Source organism: Nocardia pneumoniae NBRC 100136, from assembly GCF_000308755.1.
Lineage (GTDB): Bacteria > Actinomycetota > Actinomycetes > Mycobacteriales > Mycobacteriaceae > Nocardia > Nocardia pneumoniae.
The window spans coordinates 1-25,476 of record NZ_BAGF01000060.1; the positions used below are offsets into that span (position 1 = coordinate 1).

Annotated in this window: 23 protein-coding genes; 13 read left to right on the forward strand and 10 right to left on the reverse strand. The window is 67.9% G+C overall.

What is annotated here, in order from left to right:
* Window positions 1-2,464, reverse strand: a 2,464-nt coding sequence (locus ON34_RS20185) for an ATP-dependent helicase (RefSeq protein WP_245548110.1), incomplete at its 3' end; no start/stop codon positions are given.
* 93 nt (window positions 2,465-2,557) lie between these two features.
* On the opposite strand from ON34_RS20185, the gene ON34_RS20190 reads away from it, so the two are divergent.
* The 10 genes from ON34_RS20190 (at window position 2,558) to ON34_RS33685 (ending at window position 11,317) form a co-directional block, all read left to right on the forward strand.
* On the forward strand, window positions 2,558-3,334 hold the full coding sequence (locus ON34_RS20190; RefSeq protein ID WP_040781581.1) for an alpha/beta hydrolase: 777 nt from the start codon (window positions 2,558-2,560) through the stop codon (window positions 3,332-3,334).
* A gap of 4 nt (window positions 3,335-3,338) precedes the next feature.
* The gene (locus ON34_RS20195) at window positions 3,339-3,650 is read left to right on the forward strand and encodes an MGMT family protein (protein WP_040781583.1); all 312 of its coding nucleotides are present in this window, start codon (window positions 3,339-3,341) and stop codon (window positions 3,648-3,650) included.
* 17 nt (window positions 3,651-3,667) lie between these two features.
* Window positions 3,668-4,423 carry a VOC family protein gene (locus tag ON34_RS20200; protein ID WP_040781585.1) on the forward strand — a complete coding sequence of 252 codons (756 nt, stop codon included), beginning with the start codon at window positions 3,668-3,670 and terminating at the stop codon, window positions 4,421-4,423.
* 82 nt (window positions 4,424-4,505) lie between these two features.
* Complete coding sequence (locus ON34_RS20205) at window positions 4,506-6,248, forward strand: NTP transferase domain-containing protein (RefSeq protein ID WP_040781587.1); 1,743 nt, start codon at window positions 4,506-4,508, stop codon at window positions 6,246-6,248.
* 548 nt (window positions 6,249-6,796) lie between these two features.
* Window positions 6,797-6,967 carry a hypothetical protein gene (locus ON34_RS36160; RefSeq protein ID WP_157172350.1) on the forward strand — a complete coding sequence of 57 codons (171 nt, stop codon included), beginning with the start codon at window positions 6,797-6,799 and terminating at the stop codon, window positions 6,965-6,967.
* A gap of 157 nt (window positions 6,968-7,124) precedes the next feature.
* On the forward strand, window positions 7,125-7,475 hold the full coding sequence (locus ON34_RS20210) for a DUF1330 domain-containing protein (RefSeq protein WP_040781588.1): 351 nt from the start codon (window positions 7,125-7,127) through the stop codon (window positions 7,473-7,475).
* Window positions 7,476-7,554: 79 nt separating this feature from the next.
* A complete protein-coding gene (locus tag ON34_RS20215) occupies window positions 7,555-9,201 on the forward strand; it encodes a bifunctional S-methyl-5-thioribose-1-phosphate isomerase/methylthioribulose 1-phosphate dehydratase (protein WP_063821715.1) in 1,647 nt (548 codons plus the stop codon).
* Window positions 9,198-9,773, forward strand: coding sequence for a 1,2-dihydroxy-3-keto-5-methylthiopentene dioxygenase (locus tag ON34_RS20220; RefSeq protein ID WP_040781590.1), 576 nt, complete (start codon window positions 9,198-9,200; stop codon window positions 9,771-9,773). The genes ON34_RS20215 and ON34_RS20220 overlap by 4 nt, the downstream gene beginning before the upstream one ends.
* Window positions 9,770-10,459, forward strand: coding sequence for an acireductone synthase (gene mtnC, locus ON34_RS20225; RefSeq protein ID WP_040781592.1), 690 nt, complete (start codon window positions 9,770-9,772; stop codon window positions 10,457-10,459). Before ON34_RS20220 ends, mtnC begins: the two co-directional genes overlap by 4 nt.
* A 198-nt stretch (window positions 10,460-10,657) precedes the next feature.
* On the forward strand, window positions 10,658-11,317 hold the full coding sequence (locus tag ON34_RS33685) for a hypothetical protein (protein WP_051022903.1): 660 nt from the start codon (window positions 10,658-10,660) through the stop codon (window positions 11,315-11,317).
* A 200-nt stretch (window positions 11,318-11,517) separates the two neighbouring features.
* Here ON34_RS33685 and ON34_RS20235 read toward each other — a convergent pair whose 3' ends face one another.
* Genes ON34_RS20235 through ON34_RS36165 form a run of 7 tightly spaced genes read right to left on the reverse strand, consistent with a single transcriptional unit; the run spans window position 11,518 to window position 16,909 of the window.
* Complete coding sequence (locus tag ON34_RS20235) at window positions 11,518-12,435, reverse strand: NAD-dependent epimerase/dehydratase family protein (RefSeq protein ID WP_040781596.1); 918 nt, start codon at window positions 12,433-12,435, stop codon at window positions 11,518-11,520.
* Window positions 12,436-12,447: 12 nt separating this feature from the next.
* A complete protein-coding gene (locus tag ON34_RS20240) occupies window positions 12,448-13,317 on the reverse strand; it encodes a formylglycine-generating enzyme family protein (protein WP_040781597.1) in 870 nt (289 codons plus the stop codon).
* Window positions 13,318-13,327: 10 nt separating this feature from the next.
* The gene (locus ON34_RS20245) at window positions 13,328-13,606 is read right to left on the reverse strand and encodes a ubiquitin family protein (protein WP_040781600.1); all 279 of its coding nucleotides are present in this window, start codon (window positions 13,604-13,606) and stop codon (window positions 13,328-13,330) included.
* Window positions 13,606-14,568, reverse strand: a complete 963-nt coding sequence (locus ON34_RS20250) for an NAD-dependent epimerase/dehydratase family protein (RefSeq protein WP_040781602.1) — start codon at window positions 14,566-14,568, stop codon at window positions 13,606-13,608. Before ON34_RS20250 ends, ON34_RS20245 begins: the two co-directional genes overlap by 1 nt.
* A gap of 47 nt (window positions 14,569-14,615) precedes the next feature.
* Complete coding sequence (locus ON34_RS20255) at window positions 14,616-15,923, reverse strand: nucleotide sugar dehydrogenase (RefSeq protein WP_169333887.1); 1,308 nt, start codon at window positions 15,921-15,923, stop codon at window positions 14,616-14,618.
* Window positions 15,920-16,642, reverse strand: a complete 723-nt coding sequence (locus tag ON34_RS20260; protein ID WP_040781604.1) for a PIG-L deacetylase family protein — start codon at window positions 16,640-16,642, stop codon at window positions 15,920-15,922. Before ON34_RS20260 ends, ON34_RS20255 begins: the two co-directional genes overlap by 4 nt.
* Window positions 16,643-16,693: 51 nt before the next feature.
* Window positions 16,694-16,909: a hypothetical protein gene (locus ON34_RS36165; RefSeq protein ID WP_157172352.1), complete on the reverse strand. Its 216-nt coding sequence runs from the start codon at window positions 16,907-16,909 to the stop codon at window positions 16,694-16,696.
* A gap of 728 nt (window positions 16,910-17,637) precedes the next feature.
* Here ON34_RS36165 and ON34_RS20265 point away from each other — a divergent pair.
* Window positions 17,638-18,957, forward strand: a complete 1,320-nt coding sequence (locus tag ON34_RS20265) for an NsdA family TPR-like regulatory protein (RefSeq protein WP_040781607.1) — start codon at window positions 17,638-17,640, stop codon at window positions 18,955-18,957.
* 182 nt (window positions 18,958-19,139) lie between these two features.
* Here the strand turns inward: ON34_RS20265 and ON34_RS20270 are convergent, their stop codons facing one another.
* Together ON34_RS20270 and ON34_RS20275 are read right to left on the reverse strand one after the other, a co-directional pair.
* Window positions 19,140-19,871, reverse strand: coding sequence for a hypothetical protein (locus ON34_RS20270; RefSeq protein WP_040781610.1), 732 nt, complete (start codon window positions 19,869-19,871; stop codon window positions 19,140-19,142).
* Entirely contained in the window at window positions 19,868-20,683 is an 816-nt protein-coding gene (locus ON34_RS20275; protein ID WP_306303648.1) for a winged helix-turn-helix transcriptional regulator, read from the reverse strand. Before ON34_RS20275 ends, ON34_RS20270 begins: the two co-directional genes overlap by 4 nt.
* Between ON34_RS20275 and ON34_RS20280 the strand changes: the two genes are divergently transcribed.
* Both ON34_RS20280 and ON34_RS20285 read left to right on the forward strand, forming a co-directional pair.
* Window positions 20,663-21,082 carry a nuclear transport factor 2 family protein gene (locus tag ON34_RS20280; protein WP_157172353.1) on the forward strand — a complete coding sequence of 140 codons (420 nt, stop codon included), beginning with the start codon at window positions 20,663-20,665 and terminating at the stop codon, window positions 21,080-21,082. The two genes, ON34_RS20275 and ON34_RS20280, sit on opposite strands and share 21 nt — an antisense overlap.
* A 658-nt stretch (window positions 21,083-21,740) precedes the next feature.
* Entirely contained in the window at window positions 21,741-25,451 is a 3,711-nt protein-coding gene (locus tag ON34_RS20285; RefSeq protein WP_040781613.1) for a nitrate reductase subunit alpha, read from the forward strand.
* Window positions 25,452-25,476 lie beyond the last annotated feature (25 nt).

Here is a 25,476-nt window from a genome sequence, read left to right on the forward strand (position 1 = left end):
GCCTGCGGTCCGGGTCGGCCTCGGGATCACAGACGACGCCACGCAATTCGGCCACCAAGGAATGCATCACCAGGGCACGGCCGGGGTCGACCACCGGAAGCGCGCCGGGCTCGCCGTCGTCGTCGTGGCCGAGCAGCTCGGCGAGAAAACGCGACGGCACCAGATCGCGTTCGCCCGAGACCGATTCCACGGCGGTCACCAGCAACGATCTCCGGGCGCGGCTGCACGCGACGAGCAGCAGCCTGCGTTCCTCGGCGAGGATCGGCGCCACGCGGCTCACCCGCTCCCCGGCATCGGCGACACCGGCGGTGAGATCGACCAGCTCCTCGGTGTGCAGCAGGGTGCCGCGCGAGCGCGGGTTGGGCCAGATCCCCTCCTGGACGGCGGCGACGGCGACCACGTCCCACTCCCGCCCCGCGGCGGCGTGCGCGCTCAGCAGCGCGACCGCCTCGCCCGGGGCGGTGCGTGGCGCGGCATCGTGCGGAATCTCCTGCTGCGACAGGTAATCGACGAAGCCTTCGATGCTCGCTCGCGGCAGCCGATCGACATAGGCGGCGGCCGCGTCGAACAGCCCGACGGCGGCGTCCAGATCCCGATCGGCCTGCATGCCGACCGCGCCGCCGCGCTCGGATTGGGCCACCCAGCGCCGCTCCAGCCGGGAACCGGTCCACAGCGCCCACAGCACGTCCTCCAAGCCCGCGCCGCGCGCCCGCGCCTTGCGCGCCCGGTTCAGCGCGTCCAGGACCCGGCGCAGCGGCGCGGCCTCGACCTCGGTGAGCCGGTCCAGGATCGCCGCGTCGCCGGATCCGATCAGCAGATCACGCAGCACCAGTGCGGAGGGACGGTCGATGTCCGCGTCGTGATCCGGCGGCGAATCCTCCTCGCTCTCGACGGTTTTCGCCCCGGTCCGCGCGACGTGGAGCACCGCGCGCCGGATGCCGCGCCGCAGGCGGCGCAAGGTGATCTGATCGGCGCCGCCGAGCGGCCCGGCCAGCAGGTCGAGCGCGTCCTCCGGCTCGAACTCCGGTTCCGCTCCGCGTGCTACGGCCTCGCCCGCCAGCACCGCGCGCAGCGACAGCAACATCCACGCCGCACCGCGCCTGCGCGCCAGCGGCGTGTCCAGCGCGGGCTGCTGCACCGGCACGCCCGCGGCCAGCAGGGCGCGACGCAGCGGCGCCAGCGACAGCGGCACCGAGCGGACGATCACCGCCATCCGCGACCACGGCACCCCGCCCGTGAGGTGGGCGCGGCGCAAATGGTCGGCGATCAGCGCGGCCTCTTTCGCGGGCGTGGCGAGCACGCGGACCCGTACCTCGGCGCCGTCGTCCTGCGGCGCCAGCTGGTCGGGCACCGGAAAACGCTGCGGCGCGGTGCCCGGCAGACGGGCCGCGATCCGCGCGACCGCCAGCCCCACCTGACCGTGGAACCGATGGTTGTCCCGCAGCACGATGCGCTGCCCGTCCGGCGCGTCCAGGTCGGCGACGAACCGCGCGTCCGCGCCGCGGAAGGCGAAGACGGCCTGATCGGGATCGCCCGCGATCACCGTGGTCCGCGCGCCGCGCCCGATCGCCTTGAGCAGCATCGCCGCCTGCGGATCGAGGTGCTGGGCGTCGTCGACCAGCAGATATCCGATCCTGGAGCGTTCCGCGGCAAGCAGATTCGGGTCGGCGGCCAGCGCGTCCAGCGCCGCGCCGACCAGTTCGGCGGCGTCCAGGGCAGGGGCTGTCGCCTCCGGCGCCTCCACGCCGACCGACCAGCGCAACAGCATCGTCTGCTCGTAGCGGAGCGCGAATCTGCCCGCCGCCACCCACTCGGGCTTGGCGTGTTCGCGGCCGAGCCGGATCAGGTCCTCCGGGCCGATACCGCGCTCGGTGGCCCGGAGCATGAGATCACGCAACTGCTCGGCGAATCCGCCGAGCGCGAGCGCGGGCCGCAGTCGCTCCGGCCACAACCCGTTCGCGCCCTCCGCGATATCCGCCAGGTCGCCGCGCAGCATTTCGCGCAGCACCGCGTCCTGCTCGGCGCCGGTCAGCAAGCGCGGCGGCGGGTTGCCGTGTGCCGTCGCATGTCTGCGCAGCACGGAGAAGGCATACGAGTGCACCGTGCGCACCAGCGGCTCCCGTGTGGCGCCGGGCACACCGCCCTCGGCGCCGGGCTCGGGTCCGGCCAGCCGCGCGGTGATGGCGTCGCGCACCGCGCGTGCCGCGTGCTTCGAATGGGCCAGTACCAGCACGGATTCGGGATCGGCCCCGGACGCGATGCGCGCGGCCGCGATATCGACGAGCAAGGACGTTTTGCCCGTACCGGGGCCGCCGAGCACCTGCCAGGGCTGCCACCCGGTGCGTGCCGGGCCGTCCTCGGCCGCGGCCTCCAGCAGCGCGCGAACGTCGGCGCCCCAGTCTCGCGGCCGGGGCGCCACCACATTCCGGCGAACAAGTCGCACCGCGCCATCCGATCGCACCACGCGGGCTATTGCAACAGACGCGACCGACACGCCGGTACACCCCTCCGCTCCACTGGCTCTGCGAACGATTCCGGCGCAGGTCACAATGAACCGGTGTCTGTTTTGAATGTCCATCGGTTCGGGCCGACGACCGGACCGGTGGTGCTCGCCCTGCACGGTGTGACCGGTCACGGCAAACGCTGGGAAGACCTGGCCACCCGGCATCTGCCCGACGTCCGTGTGCTCGCCCCCGACCTGCGCGGACACGGTCGTTCGACCTCGCTGCCACCGTGGAACTTCGAGACCATCGTCGACGACCTCGTCGAACTGCTCGCCGCCGAGGCCGACGGACCGGTCGTGGTGGTCGCGCATTCGTTCGGCGGCGCGTGCGCACTGCATCTGGCGCACCGACATCCGGAATTGGTGCGCCATCTGGTGCTGCTCGACCCGGCCATCGCGCTGGAGCCGGAATGGCTCAACCGGATCGCGCTGTCCACGCTGGTCTCGGCCGACTACGACAGCGTCGACGAGGCGCGCCAGGACAAGCTGGACAGCGGCTGGAGCGACGTGGAGCCGCGCCTGCTGGAGGCCGAGCTCACCGAACATCTGATGCCCACCGCGGACGGGCGCTTCGGCTGGCGGATGAGCCTGCCCGCCATCAACTCCTACTGGGGCCAGCTGGCCCGGCACTGGGTGCTGCCGCCCCGTGAGCTGCCCACCGTGCTGGTGCAGGCGATGAAGGTCGACCCGCCGTTCGTCACCCCGGAGTTCCGCGCGGCGCTCACCGAGCACATGGGCGCCAGCCTGACGGTGCTGGAATGGAATTGCGATCACATGGTCGCGCAGGCGTATCCGGCCGAGACCGGCGAACTCGTGCGCTCGGTGCTCTGAACCGATGCCGACGACAGACGCCCAGATCGAGCGGGTGCGCGCGCTGGTGGCGTCGATCCCACGCGGCCGGGTGGCGACCTACGGCGACATCGCCGCCGCCGTCGGGCTGTCCACACCGCGCACGGTGGGCTGGATCATGCGCACCGACGCCGCGGACCTGCCCTGGCATCGCGTGCTCGGCGCGAGCGGCCGACCGGCCGCGCACCTGGCCCATCGCCAGCTGCGCCTGCTCGCCGAGGAGGGCGTGCCGATCCGGGACGGACGCGTCGACCTGCGCGTCGCCCGCTTCCCGTTTCCTGATCGCGCGGACCGCTGAGCGCGTACCGTTGAGCCATGCCCACCCGCCTGGCGTGTGTCGTATTCGATGCCGACCGGCCGCGGTTGGTCGCGGACTTCTGGGCCGAACTGCTCGGCTGGAGCGTGACGCTCGAGTGTCCCGATCGAGTGGACGTCATGGCCTCCGAGGCCGACGGTCCCGGACCGGCCCTCACCTTCCTGCCCGCGCTGCGGGCCAAGATCGGCAAGAACCGCCTGCACCTCGATCTGGCCACCCGCTCGCTGGACCATCAGCGCACCCAGGTGGACCGGGCGCTGGCGCTGGGGGCGCGCCGGGTGAACATCGGCCAGGGCGCGGTGCCGTGGACGGTGCTGGCCGATCCGGAGGGAAACGAGTTCTGCGTGCTCGAACCCAGGGAGGAGTACGTGGACACCGGAGCCGTCGCGGCGATTGTGGTCGACACGCGCGACCCGGCGCGCCTGGCCGAATTCTGGTCGGTCGCCACCGGCTGGCCGTTCGCGCACCGCGGCGCGCGACTGGCCGGGTTGCGTTCGCCGGCCGGTCTCGGTTCCTGGCTGGAGTTCGTGCACACCCCTGACGCCGGGTCCGGACGCACCAGGCTGCATCTGGACCTCGCCTCGTTTCCGGCCGATGACCACGCCGCCGAGGTGGCCCGGCTGCGCGCCGCCGGCGCCAGGACGATCGACCGGGCCGCCCCGGCTCCCGACCACGAGACCGATCTGGTGCTCGCCGACCCGGACGACAACGAATTCCGGCTGCTGCGGTCCGCCCGTTTCCGGTCGAACGCCTGATCGGCGCCGTCCGCTCCCTGGCTTCCCGGCACCGACGAATTAGCATGGCCGCCATGGTGTACCTAGCTCGAGGTCGAGGCGTGTGACGGCCGTCGACGCGATCGTGCTCGCGGGCGGCCGGGCCAGCCGGATGGGCGGTGTGGACAAACCCGCGATCGTCATCGGCGGCCGTTCCATGCTCGAGGTGGCGCTCGCCGCGGTTGCCTCCTGCGCGCACACCGTGGTGGTCGGGCCGCACCGGCCCGAGCTGCCGCCGCGAATCATCCAGGTCAGGGAGGTGCCGCCCGGGTCGGGGCCGGTGGCCGCGATCGACGCGGGGTTGCGCGCGCTCGGCTCGGCCGCGCCGCTGGTCGCGGTGCTCGCCGCCGACCTGCCGTTTCTCTCGGAGTGGGCGCTCGCCGAGCTGCTGCGGCACGCCAACGAGTCCGGCGCGGACGCGGTGTTCGCGGCCGACGAGTCGGGTCGTCCGCAGTACCTGATCGGCGTGTGGCGACGCTCCGCGCTGACGGCCGCGCTGAACGGGCTCGGCGCGCTGATCAACCAGCCGATGAAGGCGCTGGTCCCCGCCGACGCCGCGATCATCCCGCTGCCCGGGGTCGGCGACTGCGACACCGAGGAGCAGGTGCGGCAGGCCAGGGCAGCGGTCGAAGCACCGCGCAGGCATCCGCCACTCGATCTCGACGAGGCGCGAAACCGGTTGCGCGGCAGACTCTCCCGATTGACCGCTTATGAGGCGGACCTGCGCTCGGTGACCGGCGCCGCGCTCGCGGGCCCGCTGACGGCGGCCGGGCCGCTGCCCCGCTTCGACGTGTCGGCGATGGACGGCTACGCGGTGGCTGGCGAGGGGCCGTGGCGCCTGCGCCGCGATATCGGCTTCGCGGGCGGGCGGCGTCCGGTGGGGCTGCTGTCCGGTGAGGCGGTGCGGATCGCGACCGGCGCGCACGTCCCGGACGGCACCACCGGCGTGCTGCGCGACGAGTTCGCGCACGTCGCGGAGGAAACCCTCTACCGGCTGCCGGACACTCCGCCGCGCGACGACATCCGCCGCCGCGGCGAGGACCGCGAGGTCGGCGACCTCGTCGCGCCGGAAGGCACGCCGGTCACCGCGGCGCTGATCTCCGCGGCCGCGAGCGTCGAGGTCACCGCGGCGACGGTGCGCGGCCCGGTGCGCGCCCGCATCGTCATGACCGGTGACGAGATCCGCAGCGAGGGTCCACTGCAGGCGGGCCAGACCCGCGACTCGATCGGCCCGATCCTGCCCGACCTGCTGTCCTGGTACGGCATTCACACTGTCGACCGGGTGCACCTGCGCGACACGCCGCACGGCTTCGACGAGGTCCTGGCCGTCTCGCCGGACGGCGACCTGCTGGTGATAGTCGGCGCGACCGGCGGCGGGGCCGCCGACCAGCTGCGTGCCGCGCTGACCCGCGCCGGGGCCGAGATCGTCGTGCCACGCCTGCGCCTGCGTCCGGGCGGTTCCACCGTCGTCGCCGAGCTCGGGTCCGGTACCACGGTGCTCGGCCTGCCCGGAAACCCGTTCGCCGCCGTCGCGACGCTCATGGCCGTGGCGCCCGCGATCGTCGAGGGTCGCACCGGCGCGTCCGCGGCGCGCCCGCTGCGCGGGCCGTTGCGCAACGCCGCCGAGGTCACGGGTCAGGTGCCGCGTGTCGTCCCCGCCCGCGCCGTGGACGAGGGTGGATGGATCGGCGACCCGACCATTCGCACCGCACACCTGGGCGGCCTGGTCGACCGCGATGGTCTGGTCGTGGTGCCGCCCGACGCGGTCGACGACGCGATCGTCGAATTCCTCCCGCTGCGCTATTGAGCGCCGGGAGGACGTTCTCCGGGCCAGCGGACCGGTACATACATGATCGCCGCTGAGGTTGAAAAAGGCTGTACACGTTCGGCTTCCAGGCCAGCATCCGGACGTCGCCGGTCATAACACTCACCTCACAGACCCAATGACGGCACGAAAACTATTCAGCAACAATGATTTTCAAATCTCCGCGGCGGTCACCCCAGGCCGACGACCGCATGCGCCACGACGGCAGAATTGAATTCGTCACCCCATGCGCGAAGCGCCCCAGGCTCGAGACCAATCAGCGCCGCGAATCCCTCCAGGAGAGCTCCGATTGTTCCTGATTACATTTCTATAGAGCGGCTTCCGAAAGGCCAGGGAATATGTATCATGCGTCGATCGAACAGCCGGATTCGCCAGTGAATACCGTCACCAATATCGGCCCTACCTGCGGAAATGCAAACAAACGGCCGCTAAGGGCCATATTTTTCACTTTCCCTTCCACAAGCCATATCCGCTCGCTATCGTGTGAGTTGTTAGGCGAATATCAATCCCCCGGAAAGGACCGTGTGGAGATGGCTGAAAAGTCGAAGAAAACGCCTAAGAAAATGCCGAAGCAGATGCCGAGGCAGCAGCAGCAACAGCGCCAGGAGCAGGGCATGCCCGAAGGCGCGAACCCGGAGAGCCGTCGCGGCAGCAAGGCCGAGGGCGACCGGCGCGGCGAGCAGGACCGCCGCTACAGCTGATCTGCGCCCTCGCCGCGCCGCCGGTCCCCTCTCCTCCCGGGACCGGCGGCCGCGGTCTGTTCGCCGCCTTTTACCTCCGCAGTAATTGCCGCCCCGCGCAGCGCGGACCTACGGTCGATTCCACGCCATCTCCGGTGTCATCGAACGAAGGAACGCCATGCCCGCCTATGGGTTCGCCCACCTGCGCGATCGCAGGCCACACCCCGACATTCTGGAGTACCTGGAACGCATCCAGGCCACCTTGGACCCCTTCGGCGGTCGCTTCGTCATCCACGGACCCCCGGCCGAGGTCGTGGAAGGCAGCTGGCCCGGCAGCATGGTGCTGATCGAGTTCCCCGGCATGACCGAGGCGCGGGAGTGGTACCGCTCGCCCGCCTACCAGGAGATCCTGCCGCTGCGCGCCGATCACATCGACGGTGACCTGCTGCTGATCGAGGGCGTCGGCCCCGACTACGACCCCCGCGAACGCGCCGCGAAGCTGCGCGCCGACGCGCCCGGGGCAGCCTGACGCGATTGCGGGTCGTCCAGCGCCGTCCGATACCGTTGACCAGGCAAGACCCTGCTCGACGTGACGAAGGATGCGCCTGATGGACGACAGCTCTCTGCTCTGGGACGACGGTGCGCTCGTCACCATCGACCAGCGCGGACTGCCGCACGAGGTGCGCGAACTGCGGCTGAGCACGATCGACCAGATCATCGACGCGATCAAGACGCTGGCCATCCGCGGCGCGCCCGCCATCGGTATCGCGGGGGCGTTCGGCGTTGTCATCGCCACCGCCGCGCACACCGTCGACGGTGTGGTCGACGAGGCGGCGGTCCAGGCCGAGGCTGATCGGATCGCCGCCGCGCGCCCGACCGCCGTCAACCTGGCCTGGGCGGTGCGGCGGGTCCGCGCGAAGGTGGCCGAGGGCGCGGACGCGGTGCTCGCCGAAACGCTGGACATGCTGGCCGAAGACGGCCGGGTCAACCGGGCCGCCGCCACCAACGCCGCCGACCTGGTGCAGCGCCTGTGCCCCGATCGGCCACTGCGGGTACTCACGCACTGCAACACCGGCAGGCTCGCGACCAGCGCGTTCGGCACCGCCATCGGCACGCTGCGGGTGCTGTCCGAGCGGGGCGCGATCGAGCAGGTCCTGGTCGACGAGACCCGCCCGCTGTTGCAGGGCGCGCGGCTGACCACCTGGGAACTGGCCGAGGCGGGCATCCCGCATCGGCTGACCATCGACTCGGCGGCCGCGTGGGCGATGGCGACCGGGCAGGTCGACTGCGTGCTGGTGGGCGCCGACCGGGTCACCGCCAACGGCGACGTCGCCAACAAGATCGGCACCTACGGCCTCGCGCTGGCCGCCCGGCATCACGGCATCCCGTTCGTCGTGGTCGCCCCGGAGTCGACCCGCGACCCCGAGATGGCCACCGGCCGCGAGATCGTCGTGGAGGAACGCGCGGCCCATGAGGTCACCGGATTCGGCGGTGTGCCAACGGCTCCCGCGCACACCGAGGTCTTCAACCCGGCGTTCGACGTGACCCCGGGTGAACTGGTGACCGCGGTGGTCACGGAGAACGGCGTGGTGCACCGCAACGATCCTTCGCACGGCACGGCGATCGCGGACATCGCGCGCGAGCTCTACCGGCGCGGGTGGATGCCCGGCACGGCGGGCAACATCTCGGTCCGCACCGGCGCGACCGCCATCGTCACCGGCAGCGGGTTGTCCAAAGGCGAACTCACCGAGCGCGACATGGTGACCGTGCGGGTCGCGGATTCGGCGCCGGTGTCCGACCATGGCCGCAAACCGTCGGCGGAGACCACGATCCACACCGCCGTCTACCGGACCCGCTCCGCCCAGGCCGTGGTCCACATCCACCCGCCGTTCGCCACCGCGTTGGCCACCCGCTCGGGCGAGCCCGGCGCGCTGACCACTCTTCGGATCACCGACTACGAGCTGATCAAAGGGCTCGGCGGCACCGATCCGGCCGTCGCGGACATCCCGGTGTTCCCGAACTGGCCCGACGTGCCGCGCATCGGCGCGGATATCGAGCGCTACCTCCTCGACCACCCCGGCGCTCTTCCGGTCCTGTTCATCGCCGGGCACGGGATCACGGCGTGGGGGGATAATCTCCCCCAGGCGCGCGACCGCGCCGAATGCTTGGAAGCGTTGTGCGAGCTGGTGTCCCGCACCGGCAGCCCGGCGGCGTTCGGCTCCCGCGACGACATTCTCGAGATTGGACTGACATGACCCTGCTGCAGGTGATGGCCGCGGACAACCCGGCCGACGTGCGCGTCCGCACCACCGACGACGAAGAGATCGGCACCGAACTGGCCCGGCACGGCATCACGTTCGGCCGCTGGCCGGTGGTCGAGAACGCCGCGTCCGTGTCTTCCGACGACCTGCTCGCCCACTACGCGAGCAACGTGGCCGAGCTGAACGAGTCCGGCCGCTACAAGCACATCGACATCGCGCGCATCCATCCCGACGACACCGACCCGAACTGGCCCCAGATCGCCAAGGGCGCGCGCGGAAAGTTCCTCGACGAGCACCGGCACGCCGAGGACGAGGTGCGCTTCTTCGCCGCCGGACGCGGCTGCTTCTACCTGCATCTCGGCCACGAGGTCCTGGCCGTGGTGTGCGAGGGCGGCGACCTGCTCTCGGTGCCCGCGGGCACGCTGCACTGGTTCGACATGGGTGAGCGCCCGGATTTCATCGCCATCCGCTTCTTCGAAGAGGAGGACGGCTGGGTCGGCGACTTCACCGGCGACAAGATCAGCGCGGGCTTCCCCACCCTCGACGAGCTGCTGACCGCGTCGTGACCGGCGCCGTAGTCGTCGACATCGAGGGCACCACGAGCCCCACCGCGGCGGTCCGCGAGGACCTGTACGGCTACACCCGGCAAAGGCTTCCGGCGTGGCTGGCCGAGAACAGCTCCGCCGCCGCGCCCGTGCTGGCCGCGACCAGGCAGCTGGCCGGGCGCCCGGACGCCGACCTCGCCGAGGTCGCCGCGATCCTGCGCGAGTGGCTGGACTCGGACGTGAAGGCCGAGCCGCTCAAGACCGCCCAGGGCCTCATCTGCGCGGAGGGCTTCCGCAACGGCGCGCTGCACGGCGAGTTCTTCCCGGATGTGCCGCCCGCACTCGCCGCGTGGCACGCCGCTGGGTTCTCGATATACGTCTACTCGTCGGGATCTGTTCGCAACCAACAGGATTGGTTCGCCTTCGCGCGCGGCCGCAGTCTGTCAGGGCTGATCAGCGGGTACTTCGATCTGTCGACAGCGGGCGGCAAGCGCGAATCCTCGTCCTACGAGAAGATCGCGGGCGCCATCGGCGTTCCGGCCGAGCGCATCCTGTTCCTGTCCGACCACCCGGACGAACTCGACGCCGCCGTCGCCGCAGGCTGGCGAGTAGTCGGACTAGCCCGCCCTGGCGAGCCCAATCCCCCACGGCCACCGCACCGTTGGGTCAAGACGTTCGCCGACATCGATCCCGCCAGCCAGACCTGATCGCGACACACGCCTTTATCGACAAAGTGACGCAACCACTTTCATGGACACAGCGGCCCAAACCCATATGTCACATAGCCCCTTGGCTGCGGCGTCGATGAGGTCTAGTCAGTACGGGGACCTGTAACGGGACAACGATATCGGCCGAGACAGAGTATGGAGCCGACGCTCGGCCCACCTCATCAGAAAGGCGTATCCATGAGCATAGCGACTGATCGCGTGTGGAGCATTAGAGACGCAATACTGCTGTGGTTGTACGAGGAAAATGCTAGCGGTAGTAGCCCACAACAACTCGATCGAAACGCCATCCAAGACACCGCAAGCTGGGCAGCAGAGCCCATCAATGATGGCGAACTCCAAAGAGCTGCGGAGTATCTGCTGGATGAGGAGCTCGTCCGAGGGACTCAGACTTTCGGTGGTGGCCTGATCATGCCGCGGATTACATCCGCTGGTGAGAAGCTCGTCGCGAGTGGACTTTCGGTCCGCCCCGGCCCGCCGCAGCCCGCAAACACGACCGGCGTTACAAATAATTACAATATAACAAACAACGCTCCGGCCCAGGTCGCTATCAACAGCAACGATTTCACGCAAACACTGACCGTCGAGGCCAAAGCCGATCGAGTAAACGCGGTCGCTGATGCCCTCGACCAGTACATTGCCGGAGAACCGCCCAACGCGGACGAAGTGAGGGAGCTTGCAACGGAGATCCGCAGCGCAGCCGGGGCACCCGAAGAGAACAAGACCAAACTCCAAGCGCTCTTGGCTGCTGCAATCGGCGCTGTCACGGCGGCAGCCGGTACCGAGATCGGGCAGCTAGTCACTCAGCTGGCGCTGGGTGCGATTCAATCGCTCGGCTAGATCGACTCGTCGAATTCCCTTCGACGCGACGATGCGCATCGTCGTTGGTGTCGAGGGATGCCGGTGAGCACATCGACTATGTCGCCGCTGGATTCAATCATTCCGCCGTTGCAGAGTAACCCAGGCATTTCGTCCGATGGCCCCGGGGCCGTGACCGCGCCTTGGATCGAGGCCCATGCGATCTGCAGACGTACAAGCGATTATGCGGTTAGCTGCTGGTAGGTGCGGAGGATGCCATCGGTAACGGTCGTGGCGGCTATCCATCCGAGTTCTGTTGCGGCGCGGCTTGAGTCGAGTGCGCCGTGCTTCCACTCGCCGTCGCGTTCGGGGGCGAAACGTGGCGCGATGGCGGTGCCTGCGGCGGCGTTCACCGCGTCGAGCAGGGTCAGGACGGATGTGCCTGCACCGGTGCCGATGTTGAACACGGCCTCGGTGCCGGTGTAGTCGGCGGCGGCCATGAAAGCCTCGATGACGTCGGCGACGTATACGTAGTCCCTGGTTTGTGTGCCGTCGCCGAAGATGGTCGGTGTTTCGCCGCGAGCGATCTGTCCGCAGAAGATCGCGACAACGCCCGCTTCGCCGTGGGGATCCTGCCGGGGACCGTAGGCGTTGCCGAGCCTCAGCGACAAGTGGCGGGTGCCGTAGAGCCGGTTGAACAGCGACAGATACGCCTCGGCGCAGTATTTGCTGATGCCGTATGGCGCTTCGGTCTGCGGGAGCACTGTTTCGATGGTGGGCATGGGTACGCCGTCGCCGTACATCGCGCCGCCGGTGGAGGCCAGGATGATGCGGGCACCGACCTGCTGCCCGGCGGTGAGCAGGTTGAGGGTGCCGCCGATGTTCGTGGTCGCGTCGTTCTGGGGGTCGGCCACGGAGTGCCGGACGCTGATCTGCGCGGCGAGGTGGAAGATCAGTTCGGGCCGCTCGTCGGTGACGATCTCGGTCATCGTGTTGGCGTCACGGATGTCGGCGACGTGCAGGGTGACGCCGTCGGGAACGCGGGACTTGTCTCCGCTGGAGAGGTTGTCGATAACGCTGACCGTGTGGCCGTCGCGAATAAGACGGTCGAGCAGGTGAGAGCCGATGAAACCGGCACCGCCGGTGATGATCGTGCGCATAGGGCAGGAACCTTATCCTTCGTCGTGGTTGGGATCGGCGACGCATCGGAAACCGATGTCGAAGCAGTTGTAGTCGGGCAGGCACGCGATGCGTTCGGTGGTGCGCGTCTGGAAGCGGAAATGCTTCCACGAGCCGCCACGCACCACGCGGTACCGATAGCGCATGGCCGCAGCGAATGCCGGATCGTAGGAGCGGTGCGGATCGTAGGGATCGTAGGTGCTGGCAGTCCATTCGGCGATGTTTCCGGACATGTCGGCTACTCCGAACGGTGAGTCACCGGCTGGGGAGAACTGACCAACCACGGTGGTGGACGGCGCGGGCCCATCGACCGCGTACCGGCGCATCCACCACCGACGCCATCCGTCTAGATCGGACAGCGGACCAGCCCAGAATTCGGCGCTGTTGGCCCGCGCCGGATCCCACTGTTCGCCCCACGGCCACGGCGACCATCGAGGCCCGTGCGCGGCATATTCCCATTCGGGCTCTGTAGGCAACCGCTTCCGTGCCCACGAGGCGTAGGCCGTGGCGTCAGCGTGGTCGACATGCACCACAGGATGGTCGGGACGCTCAGCCACCGCGTCCACGCCTAGTGCCGGCGTCCTCCAGCAGGTACCGGGTTGCTGGAGCCAGAACGTGGGGCCGTAGACCAGGCCGAACCCCCGACGCTCGGCTCTCGTGACGTGCCCGGTCGCATCGACGAATGCCGCATACTGGGCGTTGGTAACCGGCGTCCGATCGATGTAGTAGGCGCTGATGGCACGCGTGTGCTGCGGTGCTTCGTCCTCGAACCACGTGCGACCGTAGTGCTGCTGGCTGGCGATATCGTCGAGATGCGGTTCGGGAGCGCCGATGTCGACGCGCCCACCGGGGATATAGACCATGCCGTGAATGTCAGCCTCCCATGAGGGCGGGAATGATCTCCAACTCACTGTCGTCACCGGTGATCTCAGCGGCGAGTCCGCCAATGCTGCGTACGTCGATGTGGTTGAGGCACACGAGAGTCCAGGGCGCCAGGTCACCGTCCTCGGTGATGATTCGTTCTTTGAAGACCGGGAACGTGTCTGTGAGCCAGGTCAGCGCCTGCCCTACCGTAACTGCGTCGCAGGTCAGACCTGCGAAGTTGCTTCCGGCCAGTGTGCGCCAACTGGCGGGCAGGGTGAACCGCACCATTACGGCACCGCCGTTTCGCTGCGGTCGAGTACGTCACGCATCCACGTCAGCGACTGCTGAATGCCGTCGCGCAGAGTTGTGGTGGCACGCCAGCCGAGAATCGTTGCGGCGCGGCTTGTGTCGGGGCGGCGGACGGTGACCTCTGAATCTCGACCGGGGCCGATCTCCAGTTCCCCTCGCCCAGCGAGGTCGATGACAAGTTGCGCGAGTTCTGCGATGGATACCTCGTCCTCGCTGCCGACATTGATCGGCCCGAACTCGTCGACATCGAGCATCGCGAGTAGCGCGGCGACGAAATCCGCCACGTAGACGAACGAGCGAGTCTGTCTGCCGCCGCCGCTGATGTGCAAGGTTTCACTGCGCAGTGCAGCAGCACAGAATGAGGAGACAACGCGGCCATCCTCGGGCCACATATTGGGACCGTAGACGTTGAACGGTCGTACAACTCCGACGTTCGTACCTTGACGATGGTGAGCGGCCGCTGCGGCCTCGCTGACCCGCTTGCCCTCGGTGTAGGCACTGAACGGACCGACTGGGTCGGTGTTGCCCCGATAGTCTTCGTGCTGCGGGTGGACCTGCGGGTCTCCGTATATCTCGGAACTGGAGGCGATCACCGCACGGGCACTACTCCGGACAGCCAGTTCCAAGGCGTTCAATGTCCCGATCGTGGCAGCGCGGATGGTGTCGATGGGCATAGCCGTGTTGGCTTTGGGACTGGCTGGGCATGCCAGATGCACGATATGGGACACATCCTCGAGACCGGCGAACGCGACGGTGGTGGTGACGTCCGCGGCGCGGAATTGGAACCGCGGGTTGTCAGTGAAGAGATGAAGATTTGCGTGGTGGCCGGTGGACAGGTTGTCGATCGCGGTCACGCGGTGCCCGCGATCGAGCAGTGCCCGGCACAAATGCGAACCGATGAATCCGGCGCCGCCAGTGACAACGGTGTGGTCGGTACTCACGGGTGTTCCTTCCTCTTTGCGGTTGGGTAACTGAAGCTCATTGACGCTCAGAGTCGTTCGACGTTGGGAGCGGGTGGAAGCGCGAAGCAGGCATCGAACACATAGCTGGCGGAGCGGATTAGGTCGTAGTCAAGTGCGCGGTGAGCCACCAGGACCGCGACAACCGATGCGCGAGCGACCATCTCAACCGTCAACTCCTGCAGCATCGTGGGTACCTCCGAAACCAATGGTTCGACCACGATCACGTCGGCGCTGAACCGGCGCAGCTCGTCGACTACCTTGAGCGCACTCGATTCACGGAGATCAGGAACGTCGGCCTTATAGGTCACGCCGACTACGACGATGCAGGCACGGTCGGGCGCATGCTCCCGCCGACGCAGGCCGCTCACGATCCGTCCAGCGACGTAGGTCGGCATGGCGTCGTTGATTCGAGACGCCGTCTCGACCAGCCGCGCTGGCGCCCCGGATGCCTCTCGGATCGACCATGCGAGGTATCGAGTGTCCGCTGGCAGGCAGTGTCCACCCGCACCGATGCTGGGATGAAACTCCATGTACCCGTATGGTTTTGTGGCCGCCAGTCGTAGGGCGTCCCATATGCTCGCGCCGAGCGCGGGCGCGTAGCGGGCAAGCTCGTTGACCAGAGAGATATTGACCAGCCGGAAGGTGTTCTCGATCAGCTTGGCCAGCTCAGCGGTGCGGATGTCCGGTGCGAGCACGACCTCATCGACGAGACCGCGCCAGAACTCCGCGACCACTTCGCGTGATTCGTCGTCGATCCCTGCGACGATCTTCGGAACCGACACCAGCTCCGTAAGCGGGCTACCAGGATTAATGCGCTCAGGCGCATATCCGACGCGGATACCAGTACCCACGGTGAATCCGGACGTCTCCAGAATCGGCACCACGACCGTTTCGGTTGTGCCCGGGTAGGTGGTCGACTCAAGAACAACAGTTGCCCCAGGCCTGAGATACGCGGCCACGGTCTTGCTGGCCGCCTCGACACAGCGCAGATCAGGACGATTGCCATCGGTCGGTGTCGGTACAGCGATCAGAGCAACGTCGAAACCCTCGAGCGCATCCGAATCGCCAGTCGGGATGAGGCGGCCGGTTGCCAACGCCGCCCGCAGCTGCTGACCGGTCACGTCCGGGACGTAGGGGTCGCCGTTCTCGAGCCGGAGAACCCGATACGGGTCGGTGTCGAAGGCCACGACCGTGTGCCCAGCCGCAACTGCGAGCATCACGACCGGCAGGCCCACGTAACCGCATCCAACCACCGCCACACGCCGAGCTGGCACGGCGGCGACAGCGGCTGCGACCGGCAACTGCTCGATTGAATCGGGTCGCGTCATGGTCATGCCCTCCAGCGCAGGAGGTGGAACGCCTCGGCGTATCGGTAGCCGCTTTGCGCACCACGCAGGACCGCCAGACCACGCAGGGCTTCCTTGGAGCGGGTGTGTGGGTGCTCGCGCCATTGACTGGCGTGCAGTGCCATCGTGGCAACCTTGCGGTCGACATCGTCGGCGGCGAGTTCGACGAAGACATTGCGGACCAGAGCCGGTTGCGCGCTCCAGGAATCGGCGGCCTCCTCATACGTGAGAACCGCCGTCGGCTGGTGCCGAAAGGCGTCCGGTCCGGGCCTCAGCGCAGTGAGGACTGCCGATGCGACCGCCTGGTGGTCTTGGTTGTAGCTGGTCGGATCCGGTGCGAGAACCACCGACGGTTTGAGGGTGGGAAACGCCAGCGGATTCCCAGGACGTTCCAGCAGATCTACGAGTTGGCTTCGCGGCAGAATGTCCAGGCGCAAGTTGTGCTTGTCGCCGGGTAGCGCAAGGTGCCACCCGTCCAGGGAGAAGCTCTCCGCAACCTTCTCGATCTCACGCAACTTCTCGGCCGCAGTTGACCGGCCTGCCAAGGAGAAATCTGCGACCTCACCAGCGGTCACATACAGCACATGAACTTCACCGCCCTCACGCTTGACACGGCTGATCAAACCGCCACAGCCGAGGACTTCGTCGTCAGGGTGGGGCGCGATGATCAAAACGCGTTGTACATCCCAGTCGAAATACGTTGCCATGCTGAGTTCTCCTCTGTATCAGCGGCTGCCCGTGAAGAGGGCCGAGCAAGGTCAGGGCTCCAGGTAGAGCCGCTCATTCGGCAACCGGGAAAGGCCAGCAGTGTCGCCGGAAATGACGGTTACCGCGTCTGGGTAGTGGTAGGCGCGCCACTCCTGCACAAATCGTGACGCCGCGGTCAGGCAGGCAATGAAATCCAGACGGAGATCATGGAATTGAATTGACAGATGCACGTCATCTTCTTTGGGGCGTGGCGACAGCGGGTCCATGTCGTCACCGTCTGCGCTGTGGTCGGCAGGCTCGGATGGAATTGATCACGGCCATGCCGAATGGGCGGAAGTCGTCGCATGGTGGCCGCACCCAGACGCGGAATCCCGCCTGCCGCGCACCGGGTGACGGCAACGCGATTTGTGCGCCGAACCGTGATACGGAGACCTTGAGCCGAAACAGCTCGGCGAACAGCCTGTTCTCGTCTGGTACATCCGGCACGACGAGGAATGTCCACCGTTTCGAGTGCGGATGCGAGACGATCGGACCAAGCGATATGCCCTGAGTCCGCATATGGCTTTTCACCCGCCCACCCAACTCGGCGGGCATCGTGATGGCACCGACTCGGCCCGCTGGCACGATGATGCATCCGAGCTCGGGCTGAACTCTGGCAGGTAGCCCGCACGTATTTCGGTAGAAATGGCACCGCGTCATCGGCGTATCCGCCTGCACCGCTTGCAGCACCTGCGTGTCGTCTATCCCCATCCCCGCGCCTCCATGCTTGCTCGACTGATGAGCACCCGGAGACCGAGAGACTGCCCGATGGGCGACCCAACGCGGTCGGGGCACAAGCCCGGCCCTGGTGCTGGAGTCAGCCTGGTACAGCGAATGGTGTTGGGCGACAGCGTCGATCGGGCCGCCGGATGTGCGAAATATGCGGTCGACAACACATGCGGCGGCCTACAGTGTGTCCGTATTGACGCAAATCGGCGCAGGTCAAGGGGTGGACATGGCCGACAGTTCGATCTTCGCGTGGGACACACCCGAGTTCCGCGCCCACCTGGCCGCCCGGCGTCCCGGGCGGGCGTTCACGCTGGTCCGCAAGGCCGCGGGCATGACCCAGGCCGGGTTCGGTGAGCTCATGCACTGGGACCGCACGCATGCCGGACGCGTCGAACGCGACGAGGTCGCCACGATCTGCGACATCTATCAGATGGGCCGCACCGCCGATGCCCTGGGCGTCCCCCGGCTCGCGCTGCTGCCCGCCTTGCTCGAAACGTCCGACGTTGGGAACATCGAAATCACCGACAGCGAAGGAGCCGACGTGGACCGTAGGCAGTTCGGGCAGGCCAGCGCATTCATCCTCGCCGCCGCCCTCACCACCACCCCGGCCGCAGCGACCTCCCACGCTGCCACCGGCCAGCTCGTGGGAGCCGACCACGTGCGCTATCTCGCCGATATCGCCGATCAGCTCTGGGCACACGACAACGACTTCGGCAGCGGCGGACTCGTCAAGACCGCACTCGACCAGTTCGCCATCGCCACACGGCTGCTCGACCATGCCGACTACGATCCCCGCACCGGCACCCAACTCGCCGCCGTCGCAGGCAATCTCGGTCTCGTCAGCGGCTGGCTTGCCTACGACGGCGGAGACCAGACCACTGCTGGCAGGTGCTACAAAGACGCGCTGATCCTCGCCGAACGCGGCGGGGACGACTCGCTGGCCGCCGACATCATCGATGCCCTGCGGCAGCAGGCATGGACGGGCGGACGGATGCGCGAAGCCCTCCAACTGAGTCTGCGCGCCAGCGCCCGCAGCCGTCACGACCCCTCCGCTCGCCTGCAAGCCCTCCTCGCCGCCCGTGAAGGCGTCGCCCACGCAGCCGTCGGCGACCGTCGCCAATGCGAACGTGCCCTCGCCGCCGCCTGGCGCCAAGTCGACCGCGGCCTCGACGACCCCAACGACCCCGTACGGCTGCACTACATCACCGAAGCCGAGATCCGTACCATCGAAGCCCACGCCCGCCGCTACCTCGGCCAGCACGACAAAGCCGTCACCATCTACCACGACAGTGTCACCATCGGCACCCACCCACCGCGCGACGAAGCCTCCTACCGCGCCTACTACGCCGCCTCCCTTGCCCTCCTCGGCGACACCACCACCGCCATCCATGAAGGACTCACCGCCCTCACCATGCTCGAAGGGCCCGTGCGGTCACCACGCCTGGTCAACGAATTACGGCCGGTCTACCTCGCCGCACGGCAGACCGGCGGCGACGACGCCGACCAGTTCCGAACACGATTCGATGACCTGGTTCCCACAGCGTAGATCGCTCGGCGGACACAAGCAGCCGCCAGATCTCAGCTGAGGACCGGCGAGGGCGGATGCAATAGGTCGGTTGGACATCCTCGGTCCGCCAGCGCCGCTGACGATTCGCACAAGAGTCTCGGATACCTGCGCCAGCGCCATCGGACTCGATTGGGTGGTTATCCGGATGAGGAGCGGCGCGGCTATGGCTCGATCTCGATGTGGTCGATGTCGAGTGCGACGAGAATCGGATGGGGGAGAGTTCGGCCGCCGGGTCCTCGTGGGCGCACTCGTCGCCGTATGGGAAAGACGAGTCCAGCGAAGGGTCGGTGGTCGTTGCAGTAGTGGGCGGCGCGCGCCCATCGACCGATCGGGTGGGCAACGTAGTCGTGCCGGCGGATGAGACCGGCGGCGTCGACGTGGAAGGTCTGGTGTCGGGAGTGGGTGTGGAGGTCCGGCGGGAAGCCGACCTCGAGGCGTCGCCACCGCTCACCGGCTTCCGGCCAGGTCTCGCCTTCGGTGACGGTGACTCCCTCGCGCGTCAGAAGCAGGGGTGTCGAGAGGTAGTTCCACCATGCGTATCCGGCGAAGTACGCGGCATCCAGAGCGTCCCAGCGGAGGTTGCGACGGAGTCCGCTGAGCCCGGCGAAGGCGGCGCGAGCGTTACGCCGAGCGTTGATCAGTTCGCCATCGCGGGTCTCGATCCGTACGTCGCCTCGGTCGAACACCGCTTGCTGGTCCTGTTGCGGGAAGCCGAGAAAGACGGCGTGCTGTTGCGCCAACTGCACCCGCACGGTCACCTCGGCCATCCGGTTCCCGGGAAAGCGCGAGCGCAGGAGGCCCCCGAATCTCCCATGGGCAGTCACGGCCGTCACAGCCCGCCACTGTTCGAGGCCGCCATGGGCAGTGAGGACCTCGTCGAGCAGCCCGCTCATGTCTGCGCCCCGGCCAGCACCGTGGTGACGACACGCGGATCGCCGTGGACGCTCGCTTGGCCCAGGGCGTCATCGATGCCGATCGCACCGGCGGCGAGTCCCAGGACAACCTCCGGCTCCGCTTCGAGAATCGTGTCGGGGCACCGGTCGGGGTGGAGAGTCAGGTGGGGGCCGTCCTTGTCGATTCGCACGGTCAGGAAAAGATCGGCAACCTCGATACCCAGCTCAATCGGAGATTCTGCCGTCCTTCCCCGCAGCAGCGCGGGGAGTGCGACGGCCAGCCAGCGAGGCTGAAAGGCATCGCCGCCTCGGCCGCTGACCATCAACGGGAAGCTCCATCGGATCAACGCCTCGACCGTTTCACGCAGCTCACCGCCCCGCGGCGTCAGCGCGTACACGACACCGCCCGAGGCGGCCAGCCGCCGCTCGATCACTCCGCATGACTCCAAGCTCCGAAGGCGGTCGGCGAGCAGGTTGGTGGCTATCCCGCCCAGCGATGCCACGAGTTCGCCGTAGCGCATCGGGCCGGGGAGGAGCTCGCGGACGACCAGCAGGCTCCAGCGATCCCCCACCACGTCCAGCGAGCGCGCCAGACCGCAGAACTGCCCATAGGAACGAGCTGACTTCCGCTTGACTTCTTCCATAAGACTTGATTTATCAAGCGAACACTCGATGCGCTCCCACGAGAGGTTCCAATGCCGATCTCGGGCCCCGCCACCCCTGCTACCTCGCTGACCGCAACGGCGGTCGCCGCCCTCCGCACCGCCGGGGAAACCGGCGATGCCGACGCGGTGGCCGAACTCTTGGCGCATGACGTCGTCTTTCACTCCCCCCTCACCACGCGGCTACGGTTCGAGGGCAAGGAGGAGGTTGCGGCACTGCACCGCGACATCTTCGCCATCCTCGAGGACCTCACCGCCACCGAACCGCTCGTGCTCGGCGATACGGGATCGTTCTCGTTTCGCGCACGCGTTCGCGGGGTGGAACTCGAAGCCATGAATCTGGTGCGCTGCGACGAGCAGGGGCAGATCGTCGAATGCAAGGTCTTCGTCCGCCCGCTCCCGGGCCTCGCGACGCTGTTCGCGACGCTCCCGCCGCGGGTGTCGGCGCGGCGTCGCGGCCGCCTGCATGGCGCGCTCGTGGCATCCCTCGCCCGGCCGCTCGCCTTCGCGCTGCGCACCGCCGACCGCTTGGCGCCCTCGTTCCTCTAGCTTTGATCTTCGCGTCCGAGTCACGACCCGAAAGTCCTTCTGACGCAAAGGGACATGATCAACCACGGGCTTCCGCCCATGATCGACCGGCGGCGCGTCGCCAGCACAGACGACAACCCCGAAGGTTCAAAAAGTCGAGCTGGGCGCGGATACGCTCACCGCTTGCCGAGACATAGCCGAGCATGGACGTGCCCTGGACGCGACCCTCTTCCGTGCTCGAATGGCCCCCATCGATCCCGCGACTTCCCTATGCTATTTCCCGTAATCGCAAACTTTCCGCGAATTGTGATCCAGGCAACTGAATGCGGCCGGGAAAGCTTCACGGAAGCAACCGGAAACAAGTAAAACCAGCACCGCCGAGGGCTGTTCAGTTGTGTTAACAAATGTAAAGCGCGAGAGAACCGGTCGTTTCCAAAGCATCACCGACCCGGCCGTGAGCCACTCCCTCTGAGCCGCTTTTGACCAGGTCATCGCGCATCCTCCCTGGTCGTCCCTTCGGACGCGGCGCGGCGGCATCGCGCCACCGTGACCACCACGTTGCGGCGATCTCACAACTCACCACGCACTCGAATGGGCTGTGAGAGAGTTGTTTGGCGAGCCGTCGACGTCTCCTTACCCTCGACACATCAGCCCGATTTAACAGCTCGAAGGGGACGTCGTGGTTAATTCGCGTACCCAGGGTCGCGTACCCTCCACCCCGGCCACCGACGCCGGGGACGCCCTCCTGCGGCTGGGAAAATACTTCCACCGGGGCGAGGTGTCCGCCGACCAGCGGACGCTGCACAAGGTCGGCGGTCGCAGCGCCGACGAGTTCTACCGGGACCGCTGGTCGCACGACAAGGTGGTGCGCTCGACGCACGGCGTGAACTGCACGGGGTCGTGTTCGTGGAAGATCTACGTCAAAGATGGTGTGATCACCTGGGAATCGCAGCAGACCGACTACCCGTCCGTCGGCGCCGACAAGCCGGAGTACGAGCCCCGCGGCTGTCCCCGCGGCGCGTCCTTCTCCTGGTACACCTACTCACCCGCCCGGGTTCGCTATCCCTACGTGCGCGGCACGCTGCTGGAGCTGTACCGGGAAGCCAAGTCCCGGCTCAAAGACCCCGTGCTGGCCTGGGGCGAGATCGTCGAAGACCCGGAGAAGGCGCGCAACTACAAGGCCGCGCGCGGCAAGGGCGGCTTCGTCCGCGCCGAATGGTGGGAGGCTGCCGAAATCGCCGCCGCCGCACATGTTTACACGATCAAGCAGTACGGGCCGGACCGCGTCGCCGGGTTCTCGCCGATTCCGGCCATGTCCATGGTGAGCCATGCCGTCGGCGCCCGGTTCATCTCCCTGCTCGGCGGCTCCATGCTGTCGTTCTACGACTGGTACGCCGACCTGCCGGTGGCCTCGCCGCAGGTGTTCGGCGACCAGACCGACGTGCCGGAGTCCGCGGACTGGTTCGACGCGGGCTATCTCATCATGTGGGGCTCCAACGTGCCGGTCACCCGGACGCCGGACGCGCACTACATGACCGAGGCGCGCTACCGCGGCCAGAAGGTGGTGGTGGTCTCCCCCGACTACGCCGACAACACCAAGTTCGCCGACGAGTGGGTGCCCGCCCGCCCCGGCACCGACGCCGCCTTGGCCATGGCGATGGGCCATGTGGTGCTCAAGGAGTTCTTCGTCCAGAAGTCGACGCCGCGCTTCCTCGACTACGTCAAGCGCTACACCGATCTGCCGTTCCTCATCACACTGGACGAGCGCGACGGGTCGTATGTGCCCGGAAAGTTCCTCACCGCGGCCGATCTCGGCCACACCGGGGAGAACGTGCAGTTCCAGACGGTGCTGCTGAACGACGAGGCGCAGCCGGTGGTGCCCAACGGGTCGCTCGGCCATCGCTTCGGCGAAGCGGGCGCCGGAAAGTGGAACCTCGACCTCGGGGACGTCGATCCCCTGCTGACTCTGTACGGCCGCACCGACGACGCTGCGGCCGTACAGATTCCCCGCTTCGACAGCGACACCCCCGGCGTGCTCACCCGCGGCGTGCCGACCACGACGGTCGCGGGCAAACGCGTCACCACGGTCTTCGATCTGCTGCTGGCCCAGTACGGCGTCGGCCGCGACGGCCTGCCCGGAACCTGGGCGAGCGGCTACGACGACGCGGCCGAGCCCTACACCCCGGCCTGGCAGGAGGCCATCACCGGCGTGCCCGCCGTGCAGGCCGAGCGCATCGCGCGGGAGTTCGCCGACAACGCCGACCGCTCCGGCGGCCGCTCGATGATCCTGATGGGCGCGGGCACCAACCACTGGTTCCACTCCGACCAGATCTACCGCGCGTTCTTCACCCTGACCCTGCTGACCGGCTGCCAGGGCGTGAACGGCGGCGGCTGGGCGCATTACGTCGGGCAGGAGAAGTGCCGCCCGGTCACCGGGTGGTCCACGCTGGCGTTCGGTCTGGACTGGCAGCGCCCGCCGCGGCAGATGCAGGGCACGGTGTTCTGGTATCTGACCAACGACCAGTGGCGCTACGACCCGTTCACCGCGGAGTCGTTCGCCTCGCCGCTGGGCGACGGGAAGTTCGCCGGTCGCACGGCCGCCGACAACATCGCGCTGGCCACCCGGCTTGGCTGGATGCCGAGCTACCCGACGTTCGACCGCAATCCGCTCGACCTGGTGGACGAGGCCGAGGCCGCGGGCAAAACCGCGCCCGAGCACGTGGTCGACGGGCTGAAGTCCGGTGACCTGCGGTTCGCCTGCGAGGACCCGGACGCGCCGGAGAACTTCCCGCGCTGCCTGACCGTGTGGCGGGCCAACCTGCTCGGCTCCTCCGGCAAGGGCAACGAGTACTTCCAGCGCCATCTGCTCGGCGCCGACTCCAACTTGCAGACCACCGACGCCACCGGCGTGCGGCCCCAAGAGCTGAACTGGCGCGAGACCGCCGCCACCGGCAAGCTGGACCTGCTGCTGTCGCTGGACTTCCGGATGACCAGCACCACGCTGTTCTCCGACATCGTGCTGCCCGCCGCCACCTGGTACGAGAAGCACGACCTGTCCTCCACCGACATGCACCCGTTCGTGCACGCCTTCTCCCCGGCCATCTCGCCGCCGTGGGAGGCGAAGACCGACTTCGACGCCTTCCACCGGATCGCGCGCGGCTTCTCCTGGATGGCCGAGAAGCACCTGGGCAAGCGCAAGGACATCGTCGCCGTGCCGCTGCAGCACGATTCGCCGGACGCCACCGCGCAGGCGGGCGGGCGCGTGCTGGACTGGAAAGCCGGTGAGTGCGAACCCATTCCGGGCAAGACCATGCCGAAGCTGGTGGTCGTCGAACGCGACTACCCGAAGCTCGCGGAGAAGATGGCCGCGCTCGGGCCGCTGATCGACACGCTCGGCGTCACCACCAAGGGCGTCACCACCTACCCCGACCAGGAGGTCGAGTACCTCGCCGGGGTGAACGGCACCGTGGTGTCCGGCATCGCGCAGGGACGCCCGTCACTGGCCAAGGACACGCACGCGGCCGAGGCGATCCTCGCGCTGTCGGGCACCACCAACGGCAGGCTCGCGGTGGAGGGCTTCCACGCGCTGGAACGCCGCACCGGCACCAAGCTGGCCGACCTGGCCGCCGAGCACGAGGGCAAGCGAATCTCCTTCGCCGACACCCAGGCTCGCCCGGTACCGGTGATCACCTCGCCGGAGTGGTCGGGCAGCGAGACCGGCGGACGCAGGTACTCGCCGTTCACCATCAACACCGAGCGGCTCAAGCCCTGGCACACGCTCACCGGGCGGCAGCATTTCTACCTCGACCACGACTGGATGATCGAACTCGGCGAGCAGCTGCCGATCTTCCGTCCGCCGCTGGACATGACCGCGCTGTTCCGCGAGCCCGCGGTGGGCGAGGTCGGCGAGAAGGGCGTCACCGTGCGCTACTTGACGCCGCACTCGAAGTGGTCGATCCACTCCGCCTACCAGGACAACCTGCACATGCTGACGCTCTCCCGCGGCGGGCAGACGATCTGGATGTCCGACCGCGACGCCGCGAAGATCGGTGTGGCGGACAACGACTGGATCGAGGCGATCAACCGCAACGGCATCGTGGTGGCCCGCGCGATCGTCAGCCACCGGATGCCGGAGGGCACGGTGTTCATGTACCACGCCCAGGACCGTGCGGTGGACGTGCCGCGCATCGAGGGCATCGGCGAGGACACCAAGGGCCGCGGCAAGCGCGGCGGCATCCACAACGCGCTCACCCGCATCATGATCAAGCCCTCGCATCTCATCGGCGGCTACGCGCAGCAGTCCTTCGCGCTGAACTACCACGGCCCCACCGGAAATCAGCGCGACGAGGTCACCACGATCCGCAAGCGCTCGCAGGAAGTGGAGTACTGACATGAGCCCGACGAGGTCACCACGC